Source organism: Sphaerospermopsis torques-reginae ITEP-024 (genome assembly GCF_019598945.1).
In the GTDB taxonomy this organism is placed as follows: Bacteria; Cyanobacteriota; Cyanobacteriia; order Cyanobacteriales; family Nostocaceae; genus Sphaerospermopsis.
Genome location: NZ_CP080598.1, coordinates 1,449,449 through 1,470,140 on the forward strand (window position 1 = coordinate 1,449,449; position 20,692 = coordinate 1,470,140).

Consider the following 20,692-nt stretch of genomic DNA (forward strand, 5'->3'; position numbering starts at 1 on the left):
CACAAAACCTGAGTTCTGGTTTAGCTATCTATCTTAAATAGTGTTTAATGTTGTTTTACTCATCTCACTCAGTCTGTTGGCATAACACAAGGTATTTTAGAGCATGAATGTCTCCGCAAGCGTAAAGTCATTGAATGATCCAACTCCTGAGTCCATGCCGATGATACTGGACACATTACCAGATCCAGCCATAGGACCCAAGGGCTGCCCCCGCAGAACCACAGTAGAAATAGACCTGATGTTACTGGCAATTGAAGCTTTAGAATTGGGTGGTTCTGAAGCCATCCTCGCTTTTGCCCAAGAACTAGACCTGACAGGAATTGTCAAAAACCGAGTAAACCTCTGGCGAATGCGTGCTTCTAACCCTCTACGAAGAGCGCACACCCGTCGTCCCCTGACAGTCATGGAAGCAAAAGCTTTAGTAGTAATTGCTTGCTACATAGCGCGGCGGTTAACAGTTGTCATCCGGCAGTTGCTCATGATATATCAGCAATTATCAGAAAAGCAGATTCCACTAGAGCAAAATTTAAGACTAGCTAATTATCTAGAACGGTTTAGAGCGCATTTTAAAAGCCGCATGAATGCCAGACGTTCTGTTTTACTAACATTAAACTCAGACGAAAAATTAGATGAACTGGCTATAGACTTATTAGCAAAATTACTATTCTGCACAGGTACAGCTGGAATGCAGCGTTTTTGGATTTCTCTTTTTGATGGTGAAGTAGAATGAATATTCAACGTAAGTACAGTTTACCTAATTGCACACTGCTCTTAGAAGGGTTAAGTGATGTCGCCCCCACAACCCAATTTCAAGAACTGCGTCCAGAATTATCTATATTGGTGAATGCAGAATGCTATTTATCTGGTCATAGTCAACCTATAGCCGGAGGCCGGGAATTTTTTGAAAGCTTAGTCAGGGCAGTAAGCGCCTATGCCCAAGAATTTTTAAGTAATGTACCCAATCCCCAAGCACACAACGGTGACTCAGAGTTAGTCGAGTTACAAAAAATTGATAGCAACAGACACAAGTTAATTGTACATTCAGAAATTACTGGTGATAGTTTGCAATCTCAATCAAACGAACTGCCTCAGCCATCTATTCAAATTGATTTGAATACAGTGCAATTATTTGATTTAGTCGAGGCTGTAGACCAGTTTTTTGCTGATACCCAAACCTTACCAGAGTTAACACTAGAACTACAACCAGTCACAAGACGCTATGGGGGTACTAGTCAAGCTGTATTAAAACAAGCAGTACCAGCAACTGTAGGAGTATCGAGTTTAGCAGTAGCAGCGATAGCCTTTAGCTTAATTCCTCCCCCCCAGGTACGTCCACCCGAACCGAAACAAGAAGAACAAACCAGCACTGCAACACCCACTGCCACACCTACAGGTGAAGCATCACCCACAGACTCACCCACACAAACAGCATCACCTACGGACTCACCTACACCGATTATTAAAGATTTAGAAGCACTTCTAAATACAGTTCCAGAAATTACTGACCCCTCCCAGCTACGAGCATTGAATCGCCAAGTGTATAACCAAATTCATCCTGTCTGGGAGAATCGTTCGGAAATTACAGAAGATTTAGTCTATCGTTTAGGTGTGGCTGGTGATGGCAGTATTATTGGTTATAAAGCTGTTAACAAAAATGCCAATGATGCAATAGAAAAAACTCCACTGCCAAAATTACTCTACAATCCTGCTAACGGCAATGTCACCAACGAACCCATTGCTCAATTTCGAGTAGTTTTTACTAGACAAGGTGTCTTAGAAGTTAGTCCTTGGTTGGGATATACCAGAACACCAGATGTCATCGGTGAAAAAATCACTGATTCTAGTACAGTCAAAGACTTAAATCAAAAGCTTTATAATACAATTCGCCAAAATTGGAGCGTCACACCTACCTTTAACAGAGAATTGAGATATCGGGTAGCGGTCAACAAAATAGGTGTCATCGCTGACTATGAACCACTTAATCAAGTCGCCTTTGACTATTTTCGGGAAACACCCTTACCACAAATGTTTCAATCTGTCTACGGGTCAAATCAAGCTGCTCCCAACAATAAAGAACCTCTTGCCCACTTCCAAGTAGTCTTCAAATCTAACGGTACTCTGGAAGTCACTCCTTGGGATGGATATAGGTAACTGGTGACTGGTGACTGGTGACTGGTGACTGGTGACTGGTGACTGGTGACTGGGAGGATGAATAACCTAATTGCCAATTACCAATTACCAATTACCCATTACCAATTACCAATTACCCATTACCAATTTATTTGGCGATTTTCCGCATATAATTCCCCCATAACTGAGCTGCTTGACCACTGCTACCAGATGTGGGGGAATTATTATCATTTCCTAGCCAAATACCTGTTACAAGTTGCCGACTGGGAATAAAACCAATAAACCATAAGTCAACGTTTTTATCTGTTGTTCCAGTTTTACCCGCTTCTTCTCCCAGTCCAATAGATGCACCACGACCAGTACCACTGGAAACTACCCTCTGCATCATATCGGTCATTGTATTGGCGATACTTGTTTTTAGCACTCGCTGATTACTCTCTCGATCTTGATCGTAGGAATAGATAACACGGCAGGTCTTTAAATCATTGCGATCTTCACAATCGCTACTGTCTAAAATCCTGCTAATAGCATGGGGGCGATTCCACACACCACGATTACTAATAGCACCAAAAGCACCGGTCATTTCTAAAACGTTGACTACACTTTGACCCAAGACTAAACCAGGAACAGCTTCCAGTGAGGATTTGACTCCTAAACGCTGCGCCATTTCTACAACTTTATTTAATCCTACTTCTCTGGCAATTCTTAAAGCAATAGGGTTTTCTGAAAGTGCCAAACTTGTGGCTACATCTAAACTACCACCACCAGAGCGGCAGGGTCTGTAGGTAAAGCCACCCCAAGGTACAGCGGAGCAAGAATAGGTTCTTGATGTTGGTATTCCTTGTTCTAAAGCCGCAGCGTAAGCAAAAATTTTGAAGGTAGAACCCGGTTGTCTTTGAGCTTGTACCGCCCGATTAAATTGACTTTTTTTGTAATCAGTCCCTCCTACCATTGCTAAGATGCTGCCAGTTTTCGCGTCTAATGTAACAAGCGCACCTTGGGAAAATCGCAGGTTTGACCCGACGTTACTCACAGAATTTCGCAGGGCTGTTTCTGCCTGGGCTTGCATTGCCGGATCTAACTGGGTTTCGATGATATAGTTACCCTCTCTTGCTGCGCCCTCTCCTAATATTGATTCCAGTTCTTGAAAGACGTAATTATAAAAGTAAGGGGCAATAGTCTGAGCTTGTCTTTCGCAAACTTTAGGACTAACTTGCACTGTAGAACGTCTGGCACGGTTGGCATCTTCGACGCTAATTTTGCCCATGTCCAGCATCCGCCTAATTACACGATTGCGGTAATCTGCTGCGTCCAGTTTTCTTGGACCATCTCCACAAAAATTAAAGGCGTTGGGTGCGGGTAAAATTGCTACTAGGGTCGCTGCTTCTGCTAATGTTAATTCTTTGGCTGATTTTTCAAAGTAATATTTAGCCGCATCTTCAAAGCCCGAAGTATCACCACCTAAAAATACTCTGTTGAGGTAAGTCAGTAAAATTTCATCTTTGCTGTAAAAGGTTTCTAACTTCAGGGAGACAATAGCTTCACGCACTTTCCGCCCCAAGGAATCTTGTCTACCTACATAATCGCGGAATAAACTGCGGGCAAGTTGTTGAGTAACTGTACTTGCTCCCTGTTGTACGTCACCGCTACGACTATTGATTAATACGGCTCGCAAAATCCCTAAAGGATCAACTCCAAAGTGCCAGTAATAACGACTATCTTCAGAAGCGACTACCGCAGCAGGTAGGTAAGGACCAAATTCTGATAACTGTTTTAAGTCTACGTGAGCGATGTTCCGTGGTTCTCGTAGGGGTGTAGAACCATCACGGGCATAAATGACTACCGGGGCGCTGGTGGCTGTAGGTAGGGGTCTAACGGAAAATTTTGTCCATTCTAAGCCAATAGCTAGGGCAAATAAGGCGCTGACACTCCCAACACCATAAAATGCCCATGTTCCTGCTTTGATATACCAGGGAGGCGGATCGAAGTATTGCAAACGCACTGAAGCAGCAAGTTCTGGGGGACCCAAGGTGAAAACGTCACCATGACGCAGTTCTAGGGATGTAACTCTGCGCTTGCCAATATAAATGCCATTGGTGGAATTTTCATCTTTGATGGTGAAAACTGGTGTTCTTTGGCTGGAATCACGCGACAGGGACAGGTGAATCTGGCTGACTACTGGGTTGCGGACGACGATATCGCAGGATTTGGAACTGCGACCAAGTATATAGCGATCGCCCAATAGGGGATATATTTCCGCTTTGTCCGCTCCCGCATCCTGCACCCAGATTTCCGGTACTTTGGCATTTGGCTTGAGCGCCAGTTTGGAAAAATCTACCCTGGCTTGAATTGTATTTACTGCTTGCGTCAGTTGACCAAGTAAGGTTTGCGGCTTTTGCGGCGGTTGCGGGGAACTCATCGGCTATATCACATCACGGCTGTTGGTGAAGACAGAATCGCACGGATCGCAATTTTAATGCTAGTCTTACACCATTTTACTCAAAAGCCAGAAATAAATTGGCTGTACTGAATTTAAAGGTATTCAAGTAAACCTTTTGATGGATTGGCAAGTAAAATTAACTTGTAATCTTTGTCACTGCTTTCTACATCACAAATTTGTTGCTTGGAGATAAAATGCTGATTTTATCGAATAAAGCCAGCGGTACAAGTTCAAATACAATCTTTCTCTGTGTATTCCTTAAAACTTCTATTCAATTGACAAAATATTTAAATTTTACTTTTGTCAAAGGCTCTTAGCATTATTCAAGAAATTTTACATCTTCCTTGCGACTGATTTTGTCCCATCAAGAGTTTGATTTAATTAGCGCAGTGTTCCGTTGACCTTGAGGTTAATTTCAGAATGAAGGGAAAATCTCTGACCCTGATTGGTACCGCCATGACTTTGGCGCTTACTGGTAACGCTGCTATGGCTCAATCAAGTGAATCTTTGTTGGTAGAATCAAGTGACTCCTCTATGGGTACAGCGGCGGAAATTAAGATGTCACCAGAAGGAATGGAAATTCTCTGCCAACGTTTCCCGCTTAACTCACGTTGTCCAGGTGGGATACCACTTGATAGGAATTTTCTGAGTCCTGTTTCATCACCAGAAACTAATCTACAAACTAATCCAGAAACTAATCCAGAAACTAATCTACAAACTAATCCAGAAACTAATTCTATTGAGAGCAATACCGACTTAAATACTACCACAGTACCAGTTACACCAACTAGCCCAAATCCTGATAATTCCAACCAATTGACTCCTGTTCCAGAAAGCTCTCCTGTAACAGAGTTTTCTAGCCCAGAGCAAGTTCCTGTGAATATTCTACCACAAACTGCCCCTTCTGGTACTTAAATCTGAATCTTTTAACTCAAATTTCTACTCCTTAAAGAACAACTTTCGCTACATTTATTTATTTGTTCGATCAGGGGATTTTGTACAAGTTTGCATCAACAAAAAATAGTCTCTATCACTAAACAGCGGATTTTTCAATGTCAAGAAAACGCTGGTATTGGCGATAGAGATATTTCAACAATTGACAATTGACAATGGACAATTATCAATTATCAATTGTTATCGTATTCTGTGATGAGAATTTGGTGTTTTTTGGAAAGATGCAATTAACAAACAAACAATACCAATACTAATACAAGAATCAGCCAGATTAAAGACTGCAAAGTTGATGAGGCGAAAATCGAGAAAATCAACGACGTAGCCTAAAGCAAATCTATCAATACCATTACCCATAGCTCCACCTAAAATTAAACCATAACCTAACTGTTCCCAAAAACTTAATACTGGTCCCCAGGATGCGATCGCTATCAACACTAAACTCACTCCCAAGGATAACCAGCGCAACCATTCTACTTTTCCACTTAAAATACTAAAAGCAGCCCCAGTGTTGGTGAGATATGTAAAGTGAAATATTCCTGGTAGCAGTGGTAATGTTTCTCCTAACTCAAAGGTTTTTACTACCCATAATTTTGTTAATTGGTCTACCACAAAAGCAACGAAAGCAGCAATCCAAAAAAGTCGATTTTTTAAACGCATGGTAAATTTTTCAGGAGTCAGGAGGCAGAAGGCAAAAGTCAGAAGGCAAAAGTCAGAAGGCAAAAGGCAGAAGGCAAAAGGCAGAAGGCAAAAGTCAGGAGGTAAATATTTCTTCTCCCCATCTCCCCATCTCCCTGTTCCCTTATTCTATGTAACTCTTAATTGACTAATAAAACATGATATGTCGTAGTACATAAGCTATGATGGTGACAGCGCAGACTACAGCTAGTTGACCTGGAAGTGAAAACCAAGAATATTTGAGGATAGCTTGCATTAAAGGTAGATATTCTGCACCTCTCCAGGGAAAAAGATAACTGATCATTAAATAGGCAATACCGCATAAGTGGACGGTTAACAAGCCGCAAAGGCAACTAAAAGCCAGGGTTTCTAAACGAGGTCTGGCTTTAAAGGCAAAATAGCCGCAAATCCAAGCTCCTGGAATAAAACCGAGCAAATAGCCAAACTGAGATAGTTTAACATATCCTATACCGCCTCCTTCGGCAAATACAGGCAATAATGTTAATCCCATCACTAAATAAGCAATCTGGGAAAGCGCACCAGCATTTTTACCTCCTAAACAACCTACCAACAGCACTGCACCAACTTGATAGCTGACACCTAAAGAAAAAGTTTTAATTCCTTGCTGACTCCAACTCCAAGGTAAGGTAGTACCATAGGCTTCTAGGAACGTGCCACCCATTGTTAGGAGTAAGCCAATCATGGACCATAGTAATTGATTGGAAGCAGCAAACATTGATCAGGCAATAGGGAATAGCCCAAAGGTAACACTAACAGCAACCAGTATATGTAAAAATTGCAAATGTAACCAATCAAGTAAGAATTCAGGAGTCAGTAGTCAGGAGTCAGTAGTCAGTAGTCAGGAATCAGGAGTCAGAATATTTGTTTGCAGAAGTAACTTACAGGAGCAAGTTTTTCAATATTTTTCCTGAAATTATCTTTAATTACAGTATAATTTGTATCACTATTAGTAACAACTATCAGATAAATTTTGGACATTGATCAGGAAAACAGAAAATTTGTGGTTTGTTAACCTTTTGTTTACCTGAGATTAAATATTTAGAGGTATGTTAGAGGCGCTTCTCTGATTATGGCAACTTACAAAATTTAGACAACAATGCTATTACGCAAAATTTCTGTTAAAAATAATCGCCTCAAAACCGCTATTTCCGTAGTAGCACTAGCATTGGGTGTAGCGGCTTGTGGGGCAGATTCTAGCCCAAACAACACTGCTAATACTGATAATTCAGGCAATACTGAAAATACTGCTGCCACTACCTCTGGTAAAAATTTGGATTTAGGTGGAGATGTTACATTGACAGGTGCTGGTGCATCTTTTCCTGCTCCACTTTACCAAACTTGGTTTACTGAATTGAACAAAAAATATCCGAGTTTAAAAGTTAACTATCAGTCAGTGGGTAGTGGTGCTGGAGTTGAACAGTTTACCAAAGGTACTGTAGACTTTGGTGCTAGTGATGTGGCCATGAAGGATGAGGAAATCGCCAAAATACCAGCAGATAAAGGGGTAATGATGCTGCCTGTAACTGCTGGTAGCATTGTCCTGGCTTATAACCTGCCAGATGTTCCTGAACTGAAACTACCACGAACCGTATATACTGATATTCTACTAGGTAAAATCAAAACCTGGAATGATCCAGCGATCGCCAAAGCTAATCCTGATGCTAAGTTACCAAACCAACCCATAACTGTCATCCATCGTGCTGATGGTAGTGGAACTACAGGTGTATTTACCAAACATCTCAGTGCTATTAGTCCAGAGTGGAAAGAAAAAGTTGGTGAAGGAAAAAGTGTAAAATGGCCAGTGGGCGTTGGTGGTAAGGGTAATGAAGGTGTCACTGCCCAGATCCAACAAACTCAAGGTGCTATTGGTTACGTAGAGTACGGCTACGCTAAACAAAGTAATTTAAAAACTGCGGCTCTGGAAAATAAAAGTGGTAAATTGATTACTGCTAACGAGGAATCAGCATCTAAAACTTTAGAAGCTGTAACCTTACCAGAAAATCTCCGCGCCTTTATTTCTGATCCAGAAGGTGCAGATTCTTACCCCATTGTCACTTATACTTGGATTCTGGCTTATAAAAAGTATCCTGATGCAGCTAAAGCGAAAGCAATGGAAGCGGCTATCGAGTATGCTTTGACTGATGGACAAAAGCTGGCTGGTGAACTAGGTTATGTGCCTTTACCAGCAAATGTGGTGACTAAGGTCGCTGCTGCTGCTGATGCCATAAGTCCTGATTATAAAATTGCTGTTGGTGACTCCACCAATGCGAGTAAGTAATTTCACTCTTCCGTCTATGCTCAAGATATTCAATCATTGAATTATCAAATCAGTTGGGATCCCTGATTCTTTAGTATTAAATGCCAAAAGGTAACGAAATGATAATTTCATTTATAGCCACCCCCAAGGTTATCACCGCAAGCATTTGACTTGTGACTTTTGACTTTTATTTGGTTCCCCTCACATTTTTTCCGATTTTCTTTCTAGAGTCAGTATTCATGAATACAAATTTTCAGAATCTGTCATTAGCTGTTAAACAACGCTCGGAACTTGATAAATCTCTAGATAGGGGCTTTATTTGGTTGACAAGGATTTTTGCTCTGGCGATCGCTGGTATTCTCCTGTGGATAGCGTTGCAAGTCGCTTCTAGTGCTTGGCCTGCTATCCAAGAATTTGGATTGGGCTTTTTACTTCAAAGCAGTTGGAACCCAGTTAATGATAACTATGGAGTTTTACCAGCAATTTATGGAACTCTGATGAGTTCTTTTATTGGCTTGTTGTTAGCAGTACCCATTGGCGTGGGTACGGCGATTTTATTAAGTGAGAATTTTCTCCCATCTCAGGTGCGGCTGGTTTTAGTATTTTTAGTAGAATTACTAGCTGCTATTCCTAGTGTTGTCTATGGAGTATGGGGAATTTTTGTTTTAATCCCGATTTTAAATGATCTGGGTAAATGGTTACATAGTTCTTTAGGTTGGATACCCTTTTTTAGTTCTACGCCTACAGGTCCGGGGATGTTACCCGCAGGAGTGATTTTAGCAATTATGACTTTGCCGATTATCACTGCTATCTCCCGTGATGCTTTAATTTCCCTTCCCCCTAGTTTACGTCAAGCAGCTTTAGGACTGGGTGCAACTCGTTGGGAAACTATTTTTCAAGTCCTGATTCCTGCTGCATTTTCCGGTATTGTCAGTGCTGTGATGTTAGCACTTGGCCGAGCAATGGGTGAAACAATGGCTGTCACCATGTTAATTGGTAATTCTAACAATATTAATATTTCTTTGTTAGCTCCTTCTAATACCATTTCTTCACTACTAGCAAATCAATTTTCTGAAGCCAGCGGTCTGCAAGTTTCGGCTTTGATGTACGCTGCTTTAGTGTTGTTTTTACTGACGTTGTTAGTTAATATTCTGGCAGAGTTTATTGTTCTTCGGGTTAAAAAATTTTAGTTGCAGCAGCAATCAGAACGATTATGAAAAAATGCAGATGAACATTTAAAATTATGCACGTTTTTTCATACTAATTCGGTTTCTGATTGCTAGTTATATATACAAGCAAAAATGACTTTTTGTAGAGTCAATCCAAAATCTAAAATCCAAAATCTAAAATAGAATGACTTCTCTATTTCCCCAAAATAGCCTGACTCGCTCCCCTACTTCTCCCCGCACTTTATTTAACATGGTGATGACAGTAGTAGCGTTTATCTGTGGAGCATTGGCGCTATTTCCTTTGTTGGCTGTACTTTCTTATGTATTGTTTAAAGGCTTCAGCAGTCTCAGCTTTGATGTGTTTACCCAACTACCACCAGCACCTTTCAGAAAAGGGGGTGGTTTCGGTAATGCCATTTTGGGAACTTTGCTGATGGTGGGTATTGGTGCTATCATCAGTATTCCTACTGGAGTATTAGCAGCTATTTATTTAACGGAATTTAGTAATGGGAAAATTGCTCGATGGGTACGCTTTGCTACTAATGTTTTGAGTGGTGTTCCCTCAATTATTGCAGGTGTGTTTGCATACTCGATTGTAGTTCTGACATTGACAAATCTGAAGTTAGGCTCTTACTCAGCTTTGGGTGGTGGGTTTGCGTTGGCAATTTTAATGTTACCAATTATTGTCCGTACAACTGATGAAGCTTTACAGCTTGTACCCCAGGATTTACGACAAGCATCTTTGGGGTTAGGCGCAACTAACTTTCAAACAGTTATACAAGTTGTTGTACCAGCAGCTTTACCAGCTATTGTAACTGGTTCGACTTTGGCGATCGCCAGAGCATCGGGAGAAACAGCACCATTATTGTTTACTGCTCTCTTTTCTTCTTTTTGGCCTGATGGTTTACTCAAACCTACCGCTTCTTTAGCTGTTTTAGTTTACAACTTCGCTATTTCACCTTTCCAAAATTGGCAGTCTCTAGCTTGGGCTGCTTCTTTAATTTTGGTCTTGATGGTTCTGATTACAAGTATTATCGCTCGCTGGGCAACTAGACAGAAAGCTTAACAAAAGATCATAAACATTATGCCTACTTTACAACCTAACTCTAAAATATCTATGACTACTAACCCTAGTACAATCAACGATGCTAACGTTGTGTTACGTACAGAAAACCTCAATATTTATTACGGTAACTTCCTAGCTGTACAAAATATTTGGTTAGATATTCCCAAAAATCAAGTTACCGCTTTTATTGGTCCTTCTGGTTGTGGTAAAAGTACATTACTACGTTGCTATAATCGTCTGAATGATTTAATTGACTCATTTCGTGCAGAAGGCAAAGTTTATTTTGACAATAAGAATTTGTATGCACCTGACATTGATCCAGTAGAAGTGCGTCGTCGCATCGGGATGGTGTTTCAACGACCAAACCCTTTTCCAAAATCAATTAAAGAAAATATTGCTTTTGGCGCGAGAATTAACGGCTACAGAGGTAATATTGATGAATTGGTAGAACGGAGTTTGCGTCAAGCAGCTTTGTGGGATGAAGTGAAAGATAAACTCAACCAAAGTGGTTTGTCTCTTTCTGGTGGACAACAACAAAGGTTATGTATCGCTAGAGCGATCGCAGTGCAACCAGAAGTAATACTCATGGATGAACCTTGTTCTGCTCTTGATCCTATTTCCACTTTGCGGGTTGAAGAACTCATTCACGAACTTAAAGAACAATACACGATTGTGATTGTTACCCACAATATGCAACAAGCTGCGCGGGTTTCTGATAGAACAGCTTTCTTTAATGTTAAAACCGCAGACAAAGGGGAACGTACAGGTTATTTAGTAGAATACGCCCCAACAGAATTAATTTTCAACAATCCGCAACAAGAAGATACAAAAGCTTATATTAGCGGTAGATTTGGTTAACTATTGTAGTTGTGTCACAGTTTGTTTATACCTGAATCTTGTAGGAGTAAAGCACATTGCTAAACTCCTACTGACTCTTGTTATATTTGTTAATTCTTAATGGTTTATATCCTAAACTTTGAAAATCGACATTGATAGAATATTGCTAGAAATTAGATCAAGAGAGTTTTTAACTTTCTGCCATCTCTACCTTTAAAACTAAATACATTAAAGGTTTTACAACTAAGCGGGCGGCGGGAATCGAACCCGCATTAATAGCTTGGAAGGCTATAGTTTTACCACTAAACTACGCCCGCGAATTTCCATCTATTTAAAGATAACAGAACCTTCCTGAAATTGCAAGCCCTTATTGAAAATTTATCGGCTCAATTTTAATACGCACATATAAATTGCTTAACTCTGGTTTTGAGCCATCCTGATTATACGCACCCACAAAGATTTCTTGTTGAAAAATATCATTTAATGCTTGTTCATAAATACTTTTTTCACTGCGAAGTGCCGCAGGTTCGAGATTGATAATTACTGCTTGTTGAAAGTTACCGTTTTTATCAATAATTAAACTGGCTAGTATATTTGCTGGTTTTAATCCAGAGTCACTTGCAAGAAAATTAAGCTCTAATTCCTTGCTTGGAGAACCTTGATATTCTGCCAGTACATCAGGTAAACCATCTACTCTTAATTTTCCATCTTGTCTTAATTGTTCTATTTCATCTCTAAGTATAGGCGCAATATTAGCTAGTAAACCCCCTGCTTTTGGAGTTGTGGTTTCTTCTGATGTGGGAGTTGTGGTTTCTTCTGGAGTGGGAGTTGGTGTAGTTTCTGATGTGGGAGTTGTGGTTTCTTCTGGAGTGGGAGTTGGTGTAGTTTCTGGAGTGGGAGTTGATGCAGTTTCTGGTTCTGGTTCTGGAGTTGGTGACTCTGAAGGAATATCATTTGGTAATAAAGTTCCCTTTCCCAACTTGATTTCTTGACGACGATTCCAGGGAAGATCATTGAATGGAATAGTCTGTGTGGGAGTAGGTTTGGGAGTAAATTGTACTTGAGGTGTAAATGTAGGTGTGGGTGTAAATGTAGGTGTGGGTGTAGGTGTAAGTGTGGGTTCTAATGGTTGATTATTAACCTCAGTATTTTCGCTTTCTCCCTGTTGTGAAAGATTGGGATCAGAACTTATCACCTGATCATCTGGGTTTTCAGGAGTGGTGAGAGTGGTTTTTGGTAAAGATGCTGTAACAGACTTTTGACTTGAAGAAGAAACTTTTGGTTTAACGGTTGTAGGTTGTGATTCTTGTGATTCTACAGAAGGTTGAATATCTATTAAATCAATAGCAATATAATCTTGATTTGACCGAGGAAGCCACGGTGAAAATTGGCCATAGGAGCGCAATAACCAAAACACTAACAGATGTAGGAAAATCGAACTTGTAAATACAGCAGTCCAAAACCAAGGTGGATCAGTATGTCTGTATTTGATGGTTTCATCATACAGTTTAAAACTGGATTTGACATTGTTCATGTTTGAATATCCAGTACAACTTGACTTTACTCATTAGCTATAGAAGCATCTAAATCTGTTCTCACGACAAAAGTGAGAACTGTTTCATCTATTCCTTTCAGTTCCAGGGGACTACCTTTAGTAATTTCTTCTTCCTGCAAATAATCAGCAACAGCAGCAGAAACTAAGATAGTACCAGGTATAGCCGCGGCTTGCAATCTAGCAGCAATATTCACAGAAGGACCTATAGCCGTATAATCAGCACGTTCTTCCTACCAAACATCCCCACGACTACTGTACCTTGGTGGATGCCACAGCGAAACTGTACGCCTTTACACCCATCTGTTTCAAATATACCCTGTTCTAGCCAACGCTTATTTAAATTTACCAGGGCTTGTTGCATTCCTCTGGCAGTATTGATAGCACGACGCATCTGCTCATTGGGTGTGAGGTCTTCTGGCGCTCCGTACAAAGCTAAGATAGCATCTCCCCTCTTCCGCAGGACAGTTAATTGGATTGTCATTTTTGATTCACTGTGTAAATTTCAACTGACTAATTCTTTTCTCACCTCCTTTTATAACCTGCTGGTGCTACATCAGACCCTGTCATCCAGAGAAAAGAGTATAAAATATATATTGATTTTTCCCATTCCATCCGTGATACTAACACTTAAAGCTGATTTTTTGTGATCTGGGTTATGGTAGCGTGATGAATATGACATATAATAGCTATATTTCAAAATAAAGTATAGTATTAAACAAGTACCTCTTGGTAATTAGACATCTGATGAAAATTATTGTAGGGACAATTCATGAATTGTCTCTACAGGGATTCGGGGATTATGCACATTTAATTACCACGAGATGTCTATTGAGCAATCACAACGTGATCGGTGACAGGCTTCGCCGTGAGTTTCCACAGTCTCAACTACAGCATAACCTCATGACTAATGACAAGTGACGAATTACAAAAACTATACTCAAGCCAACTTTCCTTAAATTAACCTCAATCCTCAACTAGCTTTGAAATCCTGGTTTTTTCACCCACATCACCAACAGTTAGTTACAGATACACGTATCCTCAATTCTTGGCAGTTCCAAATCCGTGCAGCTACATCTGCTGATTTACCGGGGATTGCCCAAATCATTGCTGAAAGTTTTCACTCCCAAAAAGGTTTATGGGGATGGGCTTTTCCTTTATTCCGTTTGGGTATTTATGAAGACTTAAAGTATCGTCTAGCGTCAATGACACCTCATCACGTCTGTTTGGTGGCTGTTGACACCAGTTCCACAGGAAATCATCAAATACTGGGAACTGTGGAACTGGGTGTGCGTTTCAATGATAGTTGGACAAATATTCAAAAGAGTTATCCCTATTTGTCTAATTTAGCTGTTCACCCAAAATACCGTCGGTATGGTTTGGCTTCCAGTTTACTGATTAGTTGTGAACAAGTGTGCCAAGACTGGGGATTTGAAGATTTATATCTTCATGTCTTGGAAAATAATTATCAAGCCAGGCAGTTGTATTTCAAGTTGGGATATCGCGTGTATGGAGTTGAATCTAATTGGAACAGCTTTTTCTTTTATCCCTCACGACAGATTTTCTTGCATAAACGCCTGACTCCTGGAACACCTGACTCCTGCTATAGTTAGGGTTTGCTGAAAAAGTCGAAAAAACCTTGAGGAAAATTGAGTGGGTAGTCAAGCAGAAATAAAGATAAGTTTTTGTTGTCTAACCCTCACTAAACCATCAATTTCACTAATGAACCAAGGGAAAAAAGACGTAATTCTGAAAAATTGACATAAAAATCCCCAAAAAAGCCGTGATAATTCGGAAGATTTGACTTTCTTTTTTCTGGCTACTAAGTAAGTCGGCGTGAAAAAACCGAACTATGTAAAGATAAGTAAATACGGAGAAGACATCTACCAAGGTGATAGAGATATGGGCGCTCGTTTGAGGGTATTTTTAACTCGTAAGCAAGACGAAATGCTGTTAAAACTGAGAACTGTGGATGTGCCACAGAAAGTCAAAGACCGAGCAGAGGTAGTGAGGTTAAATGCACATGGCTGGTACGTGGAAAAAATAGCAAATCATTTTAATTGGACTCCACAAACAATCAGCGAAGTATTGCATAAATGGCAGAAACTAGGGCTGGAAGGACTTTGGGAATTACCAGGTAGAGGTGGAAAAACCAAGTACACAGAAGAAGACATAGTTTATCTGGAAGAATGCTTGAAACAAGAACCCCGAACATATAACAGCCATCAACTAGCTGAAAAACTCAAGAGTGAACGCCAAATTGAAATGAGTCCCGATAGGTTAAGACGGGTACTCAAAAAAAGGGGGTCATTTGGAAACGAGCCAGAAAGAGCCACAAAGGAAAACAAGACCCGAAAAGTAGAGAAATTAAGCAAGCAGACTTAGATATGTTGGAATTGTCTGCCGCTACGGGAGAAATAGACCTGAAATATTTGGATGAATCAGGTTGTTGTATGTGGAGTGAGCCAAGTTATACATATTACCAACGAGGTGAGCAAAAACATTTAGAGCAAACAAAGCGTCGTGGACGCAGATTAAGCATAATTGGGCTTCTTCAACCTTTAATCAGCTTTGTTTATGGCTTAGTTATTGGCGGAGTGAATCGCAAATCTTATATCCAAATGATGGAGCATGAAGCCCAAGAGGCGGAAAGATTGGGACGTATAATAGTAATAGTACAGGATAACGGTCTCATACACCGATGCCAAGAAGTAAAACAGTTGTGGTCAAAGTGGGAACGTCAGGGTTTATACATCTTTTTTCTACTTAAATATTGCTCCGAGATGAACCCAATTGAATTAGAGTGGCTGCATCTGAAAAAAGATGAGCTATCGGGACAAATGTTTGAGGACGAGTTAGACCTTGCTTATGCCGTTATAAATGGGGTGAATGCTAGGGGAAAAACAAGAAAACATAGTACGGTACGTATTAAATTTAACAGTAATACTAATTGTTAAATTTACGTTACATAGTTATAAATTTCCCCGCCGACTTACTTAGTTTATTTCTGTTGTATCTTGTATCGCCAAGACTACCTGATGCTTGGCAATTCTCTCTACTGTTGCATCAAGATGTCCTTGTCTAATCATGGATGGTTTGATGTAGGGTGAATCCCAGAAGTCATAAGTAGCTTTGGTTTGCGACCATGTTCCACTTGCTTGCGGTACACTGGCTTCTGGTGATGCACTCAGATTTGACACTATTTTGATTAACCTTTTGGTTCTTGTTTTATGCCCTAACTCGGTTCTTTCCAGTTCTTGTGTGATCCACTCTTCCATTGACTGACTCTGGTTTGACTCTGGGTATTTTCATACTCAATACACAATCCCTGGATTTTGTCAAATTTTATGTTAAGAAAGATGTGGGTAATGGATAGCTTTTTAAGGGGGATTTAGGGGGATCTGCGGGTGTCAAATCCCACACGAAAAAGTTTTCAAACAACCTCTAATCACTTGTGGAAATTGCCAAGTGAATCTGGTTAAGTTGAGGAGTGAGATTTTCTAATAAAAGCGTTACTGTTTCAATAGATTTTACCATATCTTTTACAGCAATTAAGTCTTCTTCAGAGGAAACTTGTTTAGAAATATTTTTCATATCCTCTCCTACAATATATGTAGATTTTCTTAAATTATTAACCGCCTTCGTCAGATTATTAATCTCAGTTATAGTTACCTGCTTATTGGGTGATATTAAAGTAGATAAAACATCTGCTACCTGTTCAAAATCTTTAGTAAAAGTATCAATATTTTCACTTATTTGTTGAGAACTTTTTACTAATTTATAATCCTTCCCTTCAACCAGCTTTAAAGATTTTATTGGCACAATTTTAGTATGATGGCGAAAATTACTAACTTTACCGAATACTTGCGCTTTCTGTAATTGAATGAACTTAACGAGTTCTTCCTCAATCCATTGGATATTAGCGTCGGATGAGTAAGATTCATGGTTCAATGAAATTCTCCAGCAATTCCCATTCTCATCTGTCACTTCGTAGCTGATAGTAGCTACAAATTTATCCGATTGAGACGTTTGCTGTGCTAGTACAGGCTTACCCAAAAGAGTAGTAGCAAATAATGGACTTAGAAATAAAACCATTGCAAAATTAATTTTTTGTTCCCGGAAAGAAAATTTCATGATCATCACCTTTTTATGAATTACAAAAGTTGCCAATTTTAAAATTGAAATCCGTAGCCTATGCTAATACCAAGTCTCACACCGTCTCCCGCACTACCCGTGATGTCAATAGCCGCAGGAGTAATTACAATGGGTGTATTCGCAAAAGGTGCGATAGACAGCCCTACATTTAAATCCTGACCAGTCCATTCAGTAAAAACATTCATCTGGTCAATTACCCTCAAACCAGCACTACCAAAAACACCCACGGAATCAGTATTATTAAAAATTTGACTCTCCGTGCGAAACCTTCCATTACCAAGCCCAGCATTAAGATACAGCCGACTAAAGGGGTCAAACTTGCTCTGCTTGAGTTTTACAACCTTGCTGACAACGCCATAAAGACTAGTATTGGTATCAGTAGCACCCCAAACTAAAGAATTTTCCAGCCCTACAGCAGCCCTAAAATTCCCCGGTAAAACCCGATGCAACTTAAAGGAAAAACTACCCCTCTCACCAAAGGTTTGATTGCCATTAATACCTAAATCGTTGATATTAATACCGACATCAAAACCAATGGTATGATCGGGATCACCTAAACCAAAAGTTATCCCCATACCACCATCAGCAGTCTGGGTAAAACGAGTCCGACTCTGAAAACCAGCGCCAATGCCCATATTTCCAAAAGAAGCACCATAGGCGCTCGGTACCTCAAAACTATCACCAGGGGAAGAAGTCCAAATAAATTCAGGAATGTTGTTCTCTAAGACCTGTAGCCGTTTCTGTAAGTCTTGAATTTGCTTATCTAGTTCTCCTGGAGTCGGGGGGACTGCTGGTGTTGTTGTTTTGCCAGGTAACGTATTTTCATCATTGACAACATTTTTCTGAGCCAACACCGTGGGAACTGAATCATTTTTTGTTGTTTGTGTCTCAATGTTAGAGAAAACAGGTAAAACTGAGGTATCATCAGATATGGATACATTTGCAGGCTGGGTTAGTTTTGGATCTGATTGTTTGGTTCGGTCTAAGGCTTCAGTATTATACCCATCGCTAGGATAACTCTGAGCTAAAGCCAAGCCCGGAATCAAGCAACAAAACAAGGTGGTCATAGTTGCCAACCTTTGCAGGAGGTAAAAATTGACGTGACTCATTGTTGTTTTAGTGCAGATAGGGAATTTTTATTTGATACTTTATACTTTTACTTTAATTGTGGATTTTAACAACCCAGAAAAATACGGATTTAAACGTCTCTTCTGTGAAATAATTTTAGAAGAAAAAAACGGAAAAAATTAGAAAAAATCGGGTCAACTTTTGCTACAATACTTACAACCCTTAGTATGTATAGTTTTCATGAATGTAAACGAAATTTTACAATTTGTAGATCGGCTGGTAATTGAACACACGGGAAAACATCTGGATGATGTGCAAAGGGCTGTGGTGGTGGGAACATGGCAAAGACAAACCTATGATGATATTGCCCAGCAACGCAATTTTAATAAGAATTATGTAAGTGACGTGGGGGCAGAACTCTGGCAAATTTTATCATCTGTCTTGAGTGAGGATATAAAAAAATCTAATTTTTGTTCTACGATTGAAAGATATAGACTCACTGAATCACCAGTTATTATACAAAATCATCATCAAAGTAATAATAGTTTTAATATTTGCAACTATCCCTATGCGGCAAATCATAAATGCCAAGGAAATGAGCAAGAACTAACTTATCACGATTTAAGCACCGCGCCTCAAATCTTCGAGTTTTACAATCGAGAATCTGAACTAGAAATCCTTTACTGTTGGCTACTCAAGCAAAATAGCCGCGTCATTTCAGTTTTAGGCTTACCTGGTATTGGTAAAACCACCCTAGTAAAAAAATTCATTGACCTGAATTATCAACATTTTGAAATCATTATTTGGAGAAACTTCACCTTTCCTAAAAGTCTTGATTTACTGATCAGTGATTTGTTGAAATGCTGCAAACAGCAACTCCAGGAAACATTACATGAACAATTTCAACACCTCTTGGATCTTTGCCAGCGTCAAAAATGCTTAATCGTTCTAGATGATTTGCAAAATCTTTTCACACCTGGTGAATTGGCTGGTGAATACCGACCGGAATATCGCAACTACCAAACATTTTTCCAAGCAATCAGGGAAACCTATCATCAAAGCCAGATCATTTTAATCAGTCAGGAAAAATGTCCAGAAATGCAATGCTTAGAACAAGAATTGTACCCCTTTAAATGCCTAGAATTATTAGGAATCAATAACACAGAAATTCTCGAAAATATGGGTTTAAAAGATGAAGATAATTGGCTGAATCTGATTAAATTATATGAAGGTAATCCCCAATACTTAAAAGATATTGCTACTTTAATCAAAGAGTGTTTTGACTCCAACGTTGCTGAATTTTTAGCGGAGAATAAGTTAATCATTACTATTCAGATGAAAAGGCAGTTTAAACAATTATTTGATCGATTGTCATCTGTGGAAAAGCAACTCGTTTTAGAACTAAGCAAAATTGAAAACACCGTGGTTAGAGAAAGTTTAAAACAGTCCCTGAATTTATCATCTATTGAATTTATTAATGCCCTACAATCTCTACAACAACGCTATCTCATCATCAAAACCAAGGCAGATAAAACTCTGTTTCATTTGTCTCCTATTTTTAGGGAATATGTCAAATCACTTCTTAAATAAGGGTTCTTCAGTACATAGTATGCAAAATCAATCTCAAAAAACTGCGGAAGGCTTAATATACATAAGACATAAGCTACAGATATTGGATATTTTTACAAAAATTGCCTCTTTACCCTGTTCCCTGTTCCCTGTTCCCTCTTTCAGACTGGTAATTTAGCATAACAAGTACGGTAGAACCTAAATAAGTAGATTGGGACTTACGTAAGATGTGCTTACAGACCTTATTTTTACCAAGGGTAATTCATGAATTACTCCTACTTTTGTTCTTTTTTGTGAGAATGCTGGCAACTTTGGCGGCCAAGATGCCCGGACTACAAGATTTTAATCATTCCTATTTATGAAAAAGAAAAAATTTCGCATTTTAAGAGTTAAGAGTATTGACTTGTGCTGGGGAATGTGATATGATATATTTTAATAATAAAAAACTATATTATAGAAATTGTATTTAATTAGGGTTTGCTGAATAAATGAGAAAACATTACAGTACAGAAAATTCTGAAACAATTTGCACAGTATTTTCCGGCAGAAATGGTTGCTGATCTGCCAGATGCTGCTTTTCCTATGTTAGTGGGTGTGTTGCCGCAAACAGTGACAATAGTGCCTCGTCTTGGTAATGATTTAGACGATGAATGTTTTGATTATGAATATAGGACTTACGCACTGTACAAATTCACCATGATGTGGATGAACGAAAATCCGCCATTTCAGGCTTTTGACGATTAACTTCCGATTCAATAGCGATCGCTCAAAAATCATTAAAAAATCACGTTAAAAAGCC

The 20,692-nt window shown here is 39.4% G+C and carries 18 protein-coding genes, 1 tRNA gene and 1 pseudogene; 11 read left to right on the forward strand and 9 right to left on the reverse strand.

The features are described 5' to 3' along the window. Positions 1–103: 103 nt before the first annotated feature. The gene (locus K2F26_RS06655) at positions 104–730 is read left to right on the forward strand and encodes a DUF3038 domain-containing protein (RefSeq protein ID WP_220610844.1); all 627 of its coding nucleotides are present in this window, start codon (positions 104–106) and stop codon (positions 728–730) included. Then, positions 727–2,151, forward strand: coding sequence for a DUF4335 domain-containing protein (locus K2F26_RS06660; protein ID WP_220610845.1), 1,425 nt, complete (start codon positions 727–729; stop codon positions 2,149–2,151). Before K2F26_RS06655 ends, K2F26_RS06660 begins: the two co-directional genes overlap by 4 nt. Before the next feature lie 127 nt (positions 2,152–2,278). Here K2F26_RS06660 and K2F26_RS06665 read toward each other — a convergent pair whose 3' ends face one another. Then, the gene (locus K2F26_RS06665; RefSeq protein ID WP_220610846.1) at positions 2,279–4,549 is read right to left on the reverse strand and encodes a transglycosylase domain-containing protein; all 2,271 of its coding nucleotides are present in this window, start codon (positions 4,547–4,549) and stop codon (positions 2,279–2,281) included. Between the two features lie 477 nt (positions 4,550–5,026). On the opposite strand from K2F26_RS06665, the gene K2F26_RS06670 reads away from it, so the two are divergent. Beyond that, entirely contained in the window at positions 5,027–5,485 is a 459-nt protein-coding gene (locus tag K2F26_RS06670; RefSeq protein ID WP_220610847.1) for a hypothetical protein, read from the forward strand. Positions 5,486–5,704: 219 nt separating this feature from the next. On the opposite strand, the gene lspA is transcribed toward K2F26_RS06670, so the two are convergent. After that, positions 5,705–6,181: a signal peptidase II gene (gene lspA, locus K2F26_RS06675; protein ID WP_220610848.1), complete on the reverse strand. Its 477-nt coding sequence runs from the start codon at positions 6,179–6,181 to the stop codon at positions 5,705–5,707. Between the two features lie 166 nt (positions 6,182–6,347). Beyond that, positions 6,348–6,935, reverse strand: coding sequence for a biotin transporter BioY (locus K2F26_RS06680; RefSeq protein ID WP_220610849.1), 588 nt, complete (start codon positions 6,933–6,935; stop codon positions 6,348–6,350). A gap of 381 nt (positions 6,936–7,316) precedes the next feature. Here K2F26_RS06680 and pstS point away from each other — a divergent pair, with 381 nt between their 5' ends. The 4 genes from pstS (at position 7,317) to pstB (ending at position 11,570) form a co-directional block, all read left to right on the forward strand. Further along, positions 7,317–8,498 carry a phosphate ABC transporter substrate-binding protein PstS gene (gene pstS, locus K2F26_RS06685; RefSeq protein ID WP_220610850.1) on the forward strand — a complete coding sequence of 394 codons (1,182 nt, stop codon included), beginning with the start codon at positions 7,317–7,319 and terminating at the stop codon, positions 8,496–8,498. Between the two features lie 218 nt (positions 8,499–8,716). Next, positions 8,717–9,667 (forward strand): phosphate ABC transporter permease subunit PstC, encoded by a 951-nt coding sequence (gene pstC, locus K2F26_RS06690; RefSeq protein WP_220610851.1) that lies wholly within the window; start codon positions 8,717–8,719, stop codon positions 9,665–9,667. Positions 9,668–9,830: 163 nt separating this feature from the next. Further along, positions 9,831–10,712, forward strand: coding sequence for a phosphate ABC transporter permease PstA (pstA, locus tag K2F26_RS06695; RefSeq protein WP_220610852.1), 882 nt, complete (start codon positions 9,831–9,833; stop codon positions 10,710–10,712). Positions 10,713–10,763: 51 nt separating this feature from the next. Beyond that, a complete protein-coding gene (gene pstB, locus K2F26_RS06700) occupies positions 10,764–11,570 on the forward strand; it encodes a phosphate ABC transporter ATP-binding protein PstB (protein WP_220611809.1) in 807 nt (268 codons plus the stop codon). Between the two features lie 225 nt (positions 11,571–11,795). On the opposite strand, the gene K2F26_RS06705 is transcribed toward pstB, so the two are convergent. From K2F26_RS06705 to K2F26_RS06715, 3 genes and pseudogenes are all read right to left on the reverse strand, one after another. Next, a tRNA-Gly gene (locus K2F26_RS06705) sits at positions 11,796–11,866 on the reverse strand. Between the two features lie 50 nt (positions 11,867–11,916). Continuing rightward, positions 11,917–13,083, reverse strand: a complete 1,167-nt coding sequence (locus tag K2F26_RS06710) for a hypothetical protein (protein ID WP_220610853.1) — start codon at positions 13,081–13,083, stop codon at positions 11,917–11,919. Positions 13,084–13,109: 26 nt separating this feature from the next. Beyond that, positions 13,110–13,570 (reverse strand): annotated as a pseudogene (locus K2F26_RS06715) (adenylate/guanylate cyclase domain-containing protein); the annotation flags it as partial. A gap of 514 nt (positions 13,571–14,084) precedes the next feature. Here K2F26_RS06715 and K2F26_RS06720 point away from each other — a divergent pair. After that, positions 14,085–14,714: a GNAT family N-acetyltransferase gene (locus K2F26_RS06720; RefSeq protein ID WP_220610854.1), complete on the forward strand. Its 630-nt coding sequence runs from the start codon at positions 14,085–14,087 to the stop codon at positions 14,712–14,714. Positions 14,715–15,003: 289 nt separating this feature from the next. Further along, positions 15,004–16,058 (forward strand): IS630 family transposase gene (locus tag K2F26_RS25410; RefSeq protein WP_437441054.1). Its coding sequence is split into 2 segments (ribosomal slippage): positions 15,004–15,396 and positions 15,399–16,058, totalling 1,053 coding nucleotides; the frame shifts between segments, so codons are not numbered across the junction. A gap of 39 nt (positions 16,059–16,097) precedes the next feature. Here the strand turns inward: K2F26_RS25410 and K2F26_RS06730 are convergent. The 3 genes from K2F26_RS06730 to K2F26_RS06740 all read right to left on the reverse strand — a co-directional run bounded on the left by K2F26_RS06730 (position 16,098) and on the right by K2F26_RS06740 (position 18,323). Continuing rightward, positions 16,098–16,379: an IS4/Tn5 family transposase DNA-binding protein gene (locus K2F26_RS06730; RefSeq protein WP_246605541.1), complete on the reverse strand. Its 282-nt coding sequence runs from the start codon at positions 16,377–16,379 to the stop codon at positions 16,098–16,100. Between the two features lie 166 nt (positions 16,380–16,545). Next, positions 16,546–17,235 carry a hypothetical protein gene (locus K2F26_RS06735; RefSeq protein ID WP_220610855.1) on the reverse strand — a complete coding sequence of 230 codons (690 nt, stop codon included), beginning with the start codon at positions 17,233–17,235 and terminating at the stop codon, positions 16,546–16,548. Positions 17,236–17,273: 38 nt separating this feature from the next. Then, the gene (locus K2F26_RS06740) at positions 17,274–18,323 is read right to left on the reverse strand and encodes a hypothetical protein (protein WP_220610856.1); all 1,050 of its coding nucleotides are present in this window, start codon (positions 18,321–18,323) and stop codon (positions 17,274–17,276) included. Between the two features lie 241 nt (positions 18,324–18,564). On the opposite strand from K2F26_RS06740, the gene K2F26_RS06745 reads away from it, so the two are divergent. Further along, a complete protein-coding gene (locus tag K2F26_RS06745; RefSeq protein ID WP_220610857.1) occupies positions 18,565–19,914 on the forward strand; it encodes a helix-turn-helix domain-containing protein in 1,350 nt (449 codons plus the stop codon). A gap of 528 nt (positions 19,915–20,442) precedes the next feature. Continuing rightward, on the forward strand, positions 20,443–20,637 hold the full coding sequence (locus K2F26_RS06750) for a hypothetical protein (protein WP_220610858.1): 195 nt from the start codon (positions 20,443–20,445) through the stop codon (positions 20,635–20,637). Positions 20,638–20,692 lie beyond the last annotated feature (55 nt).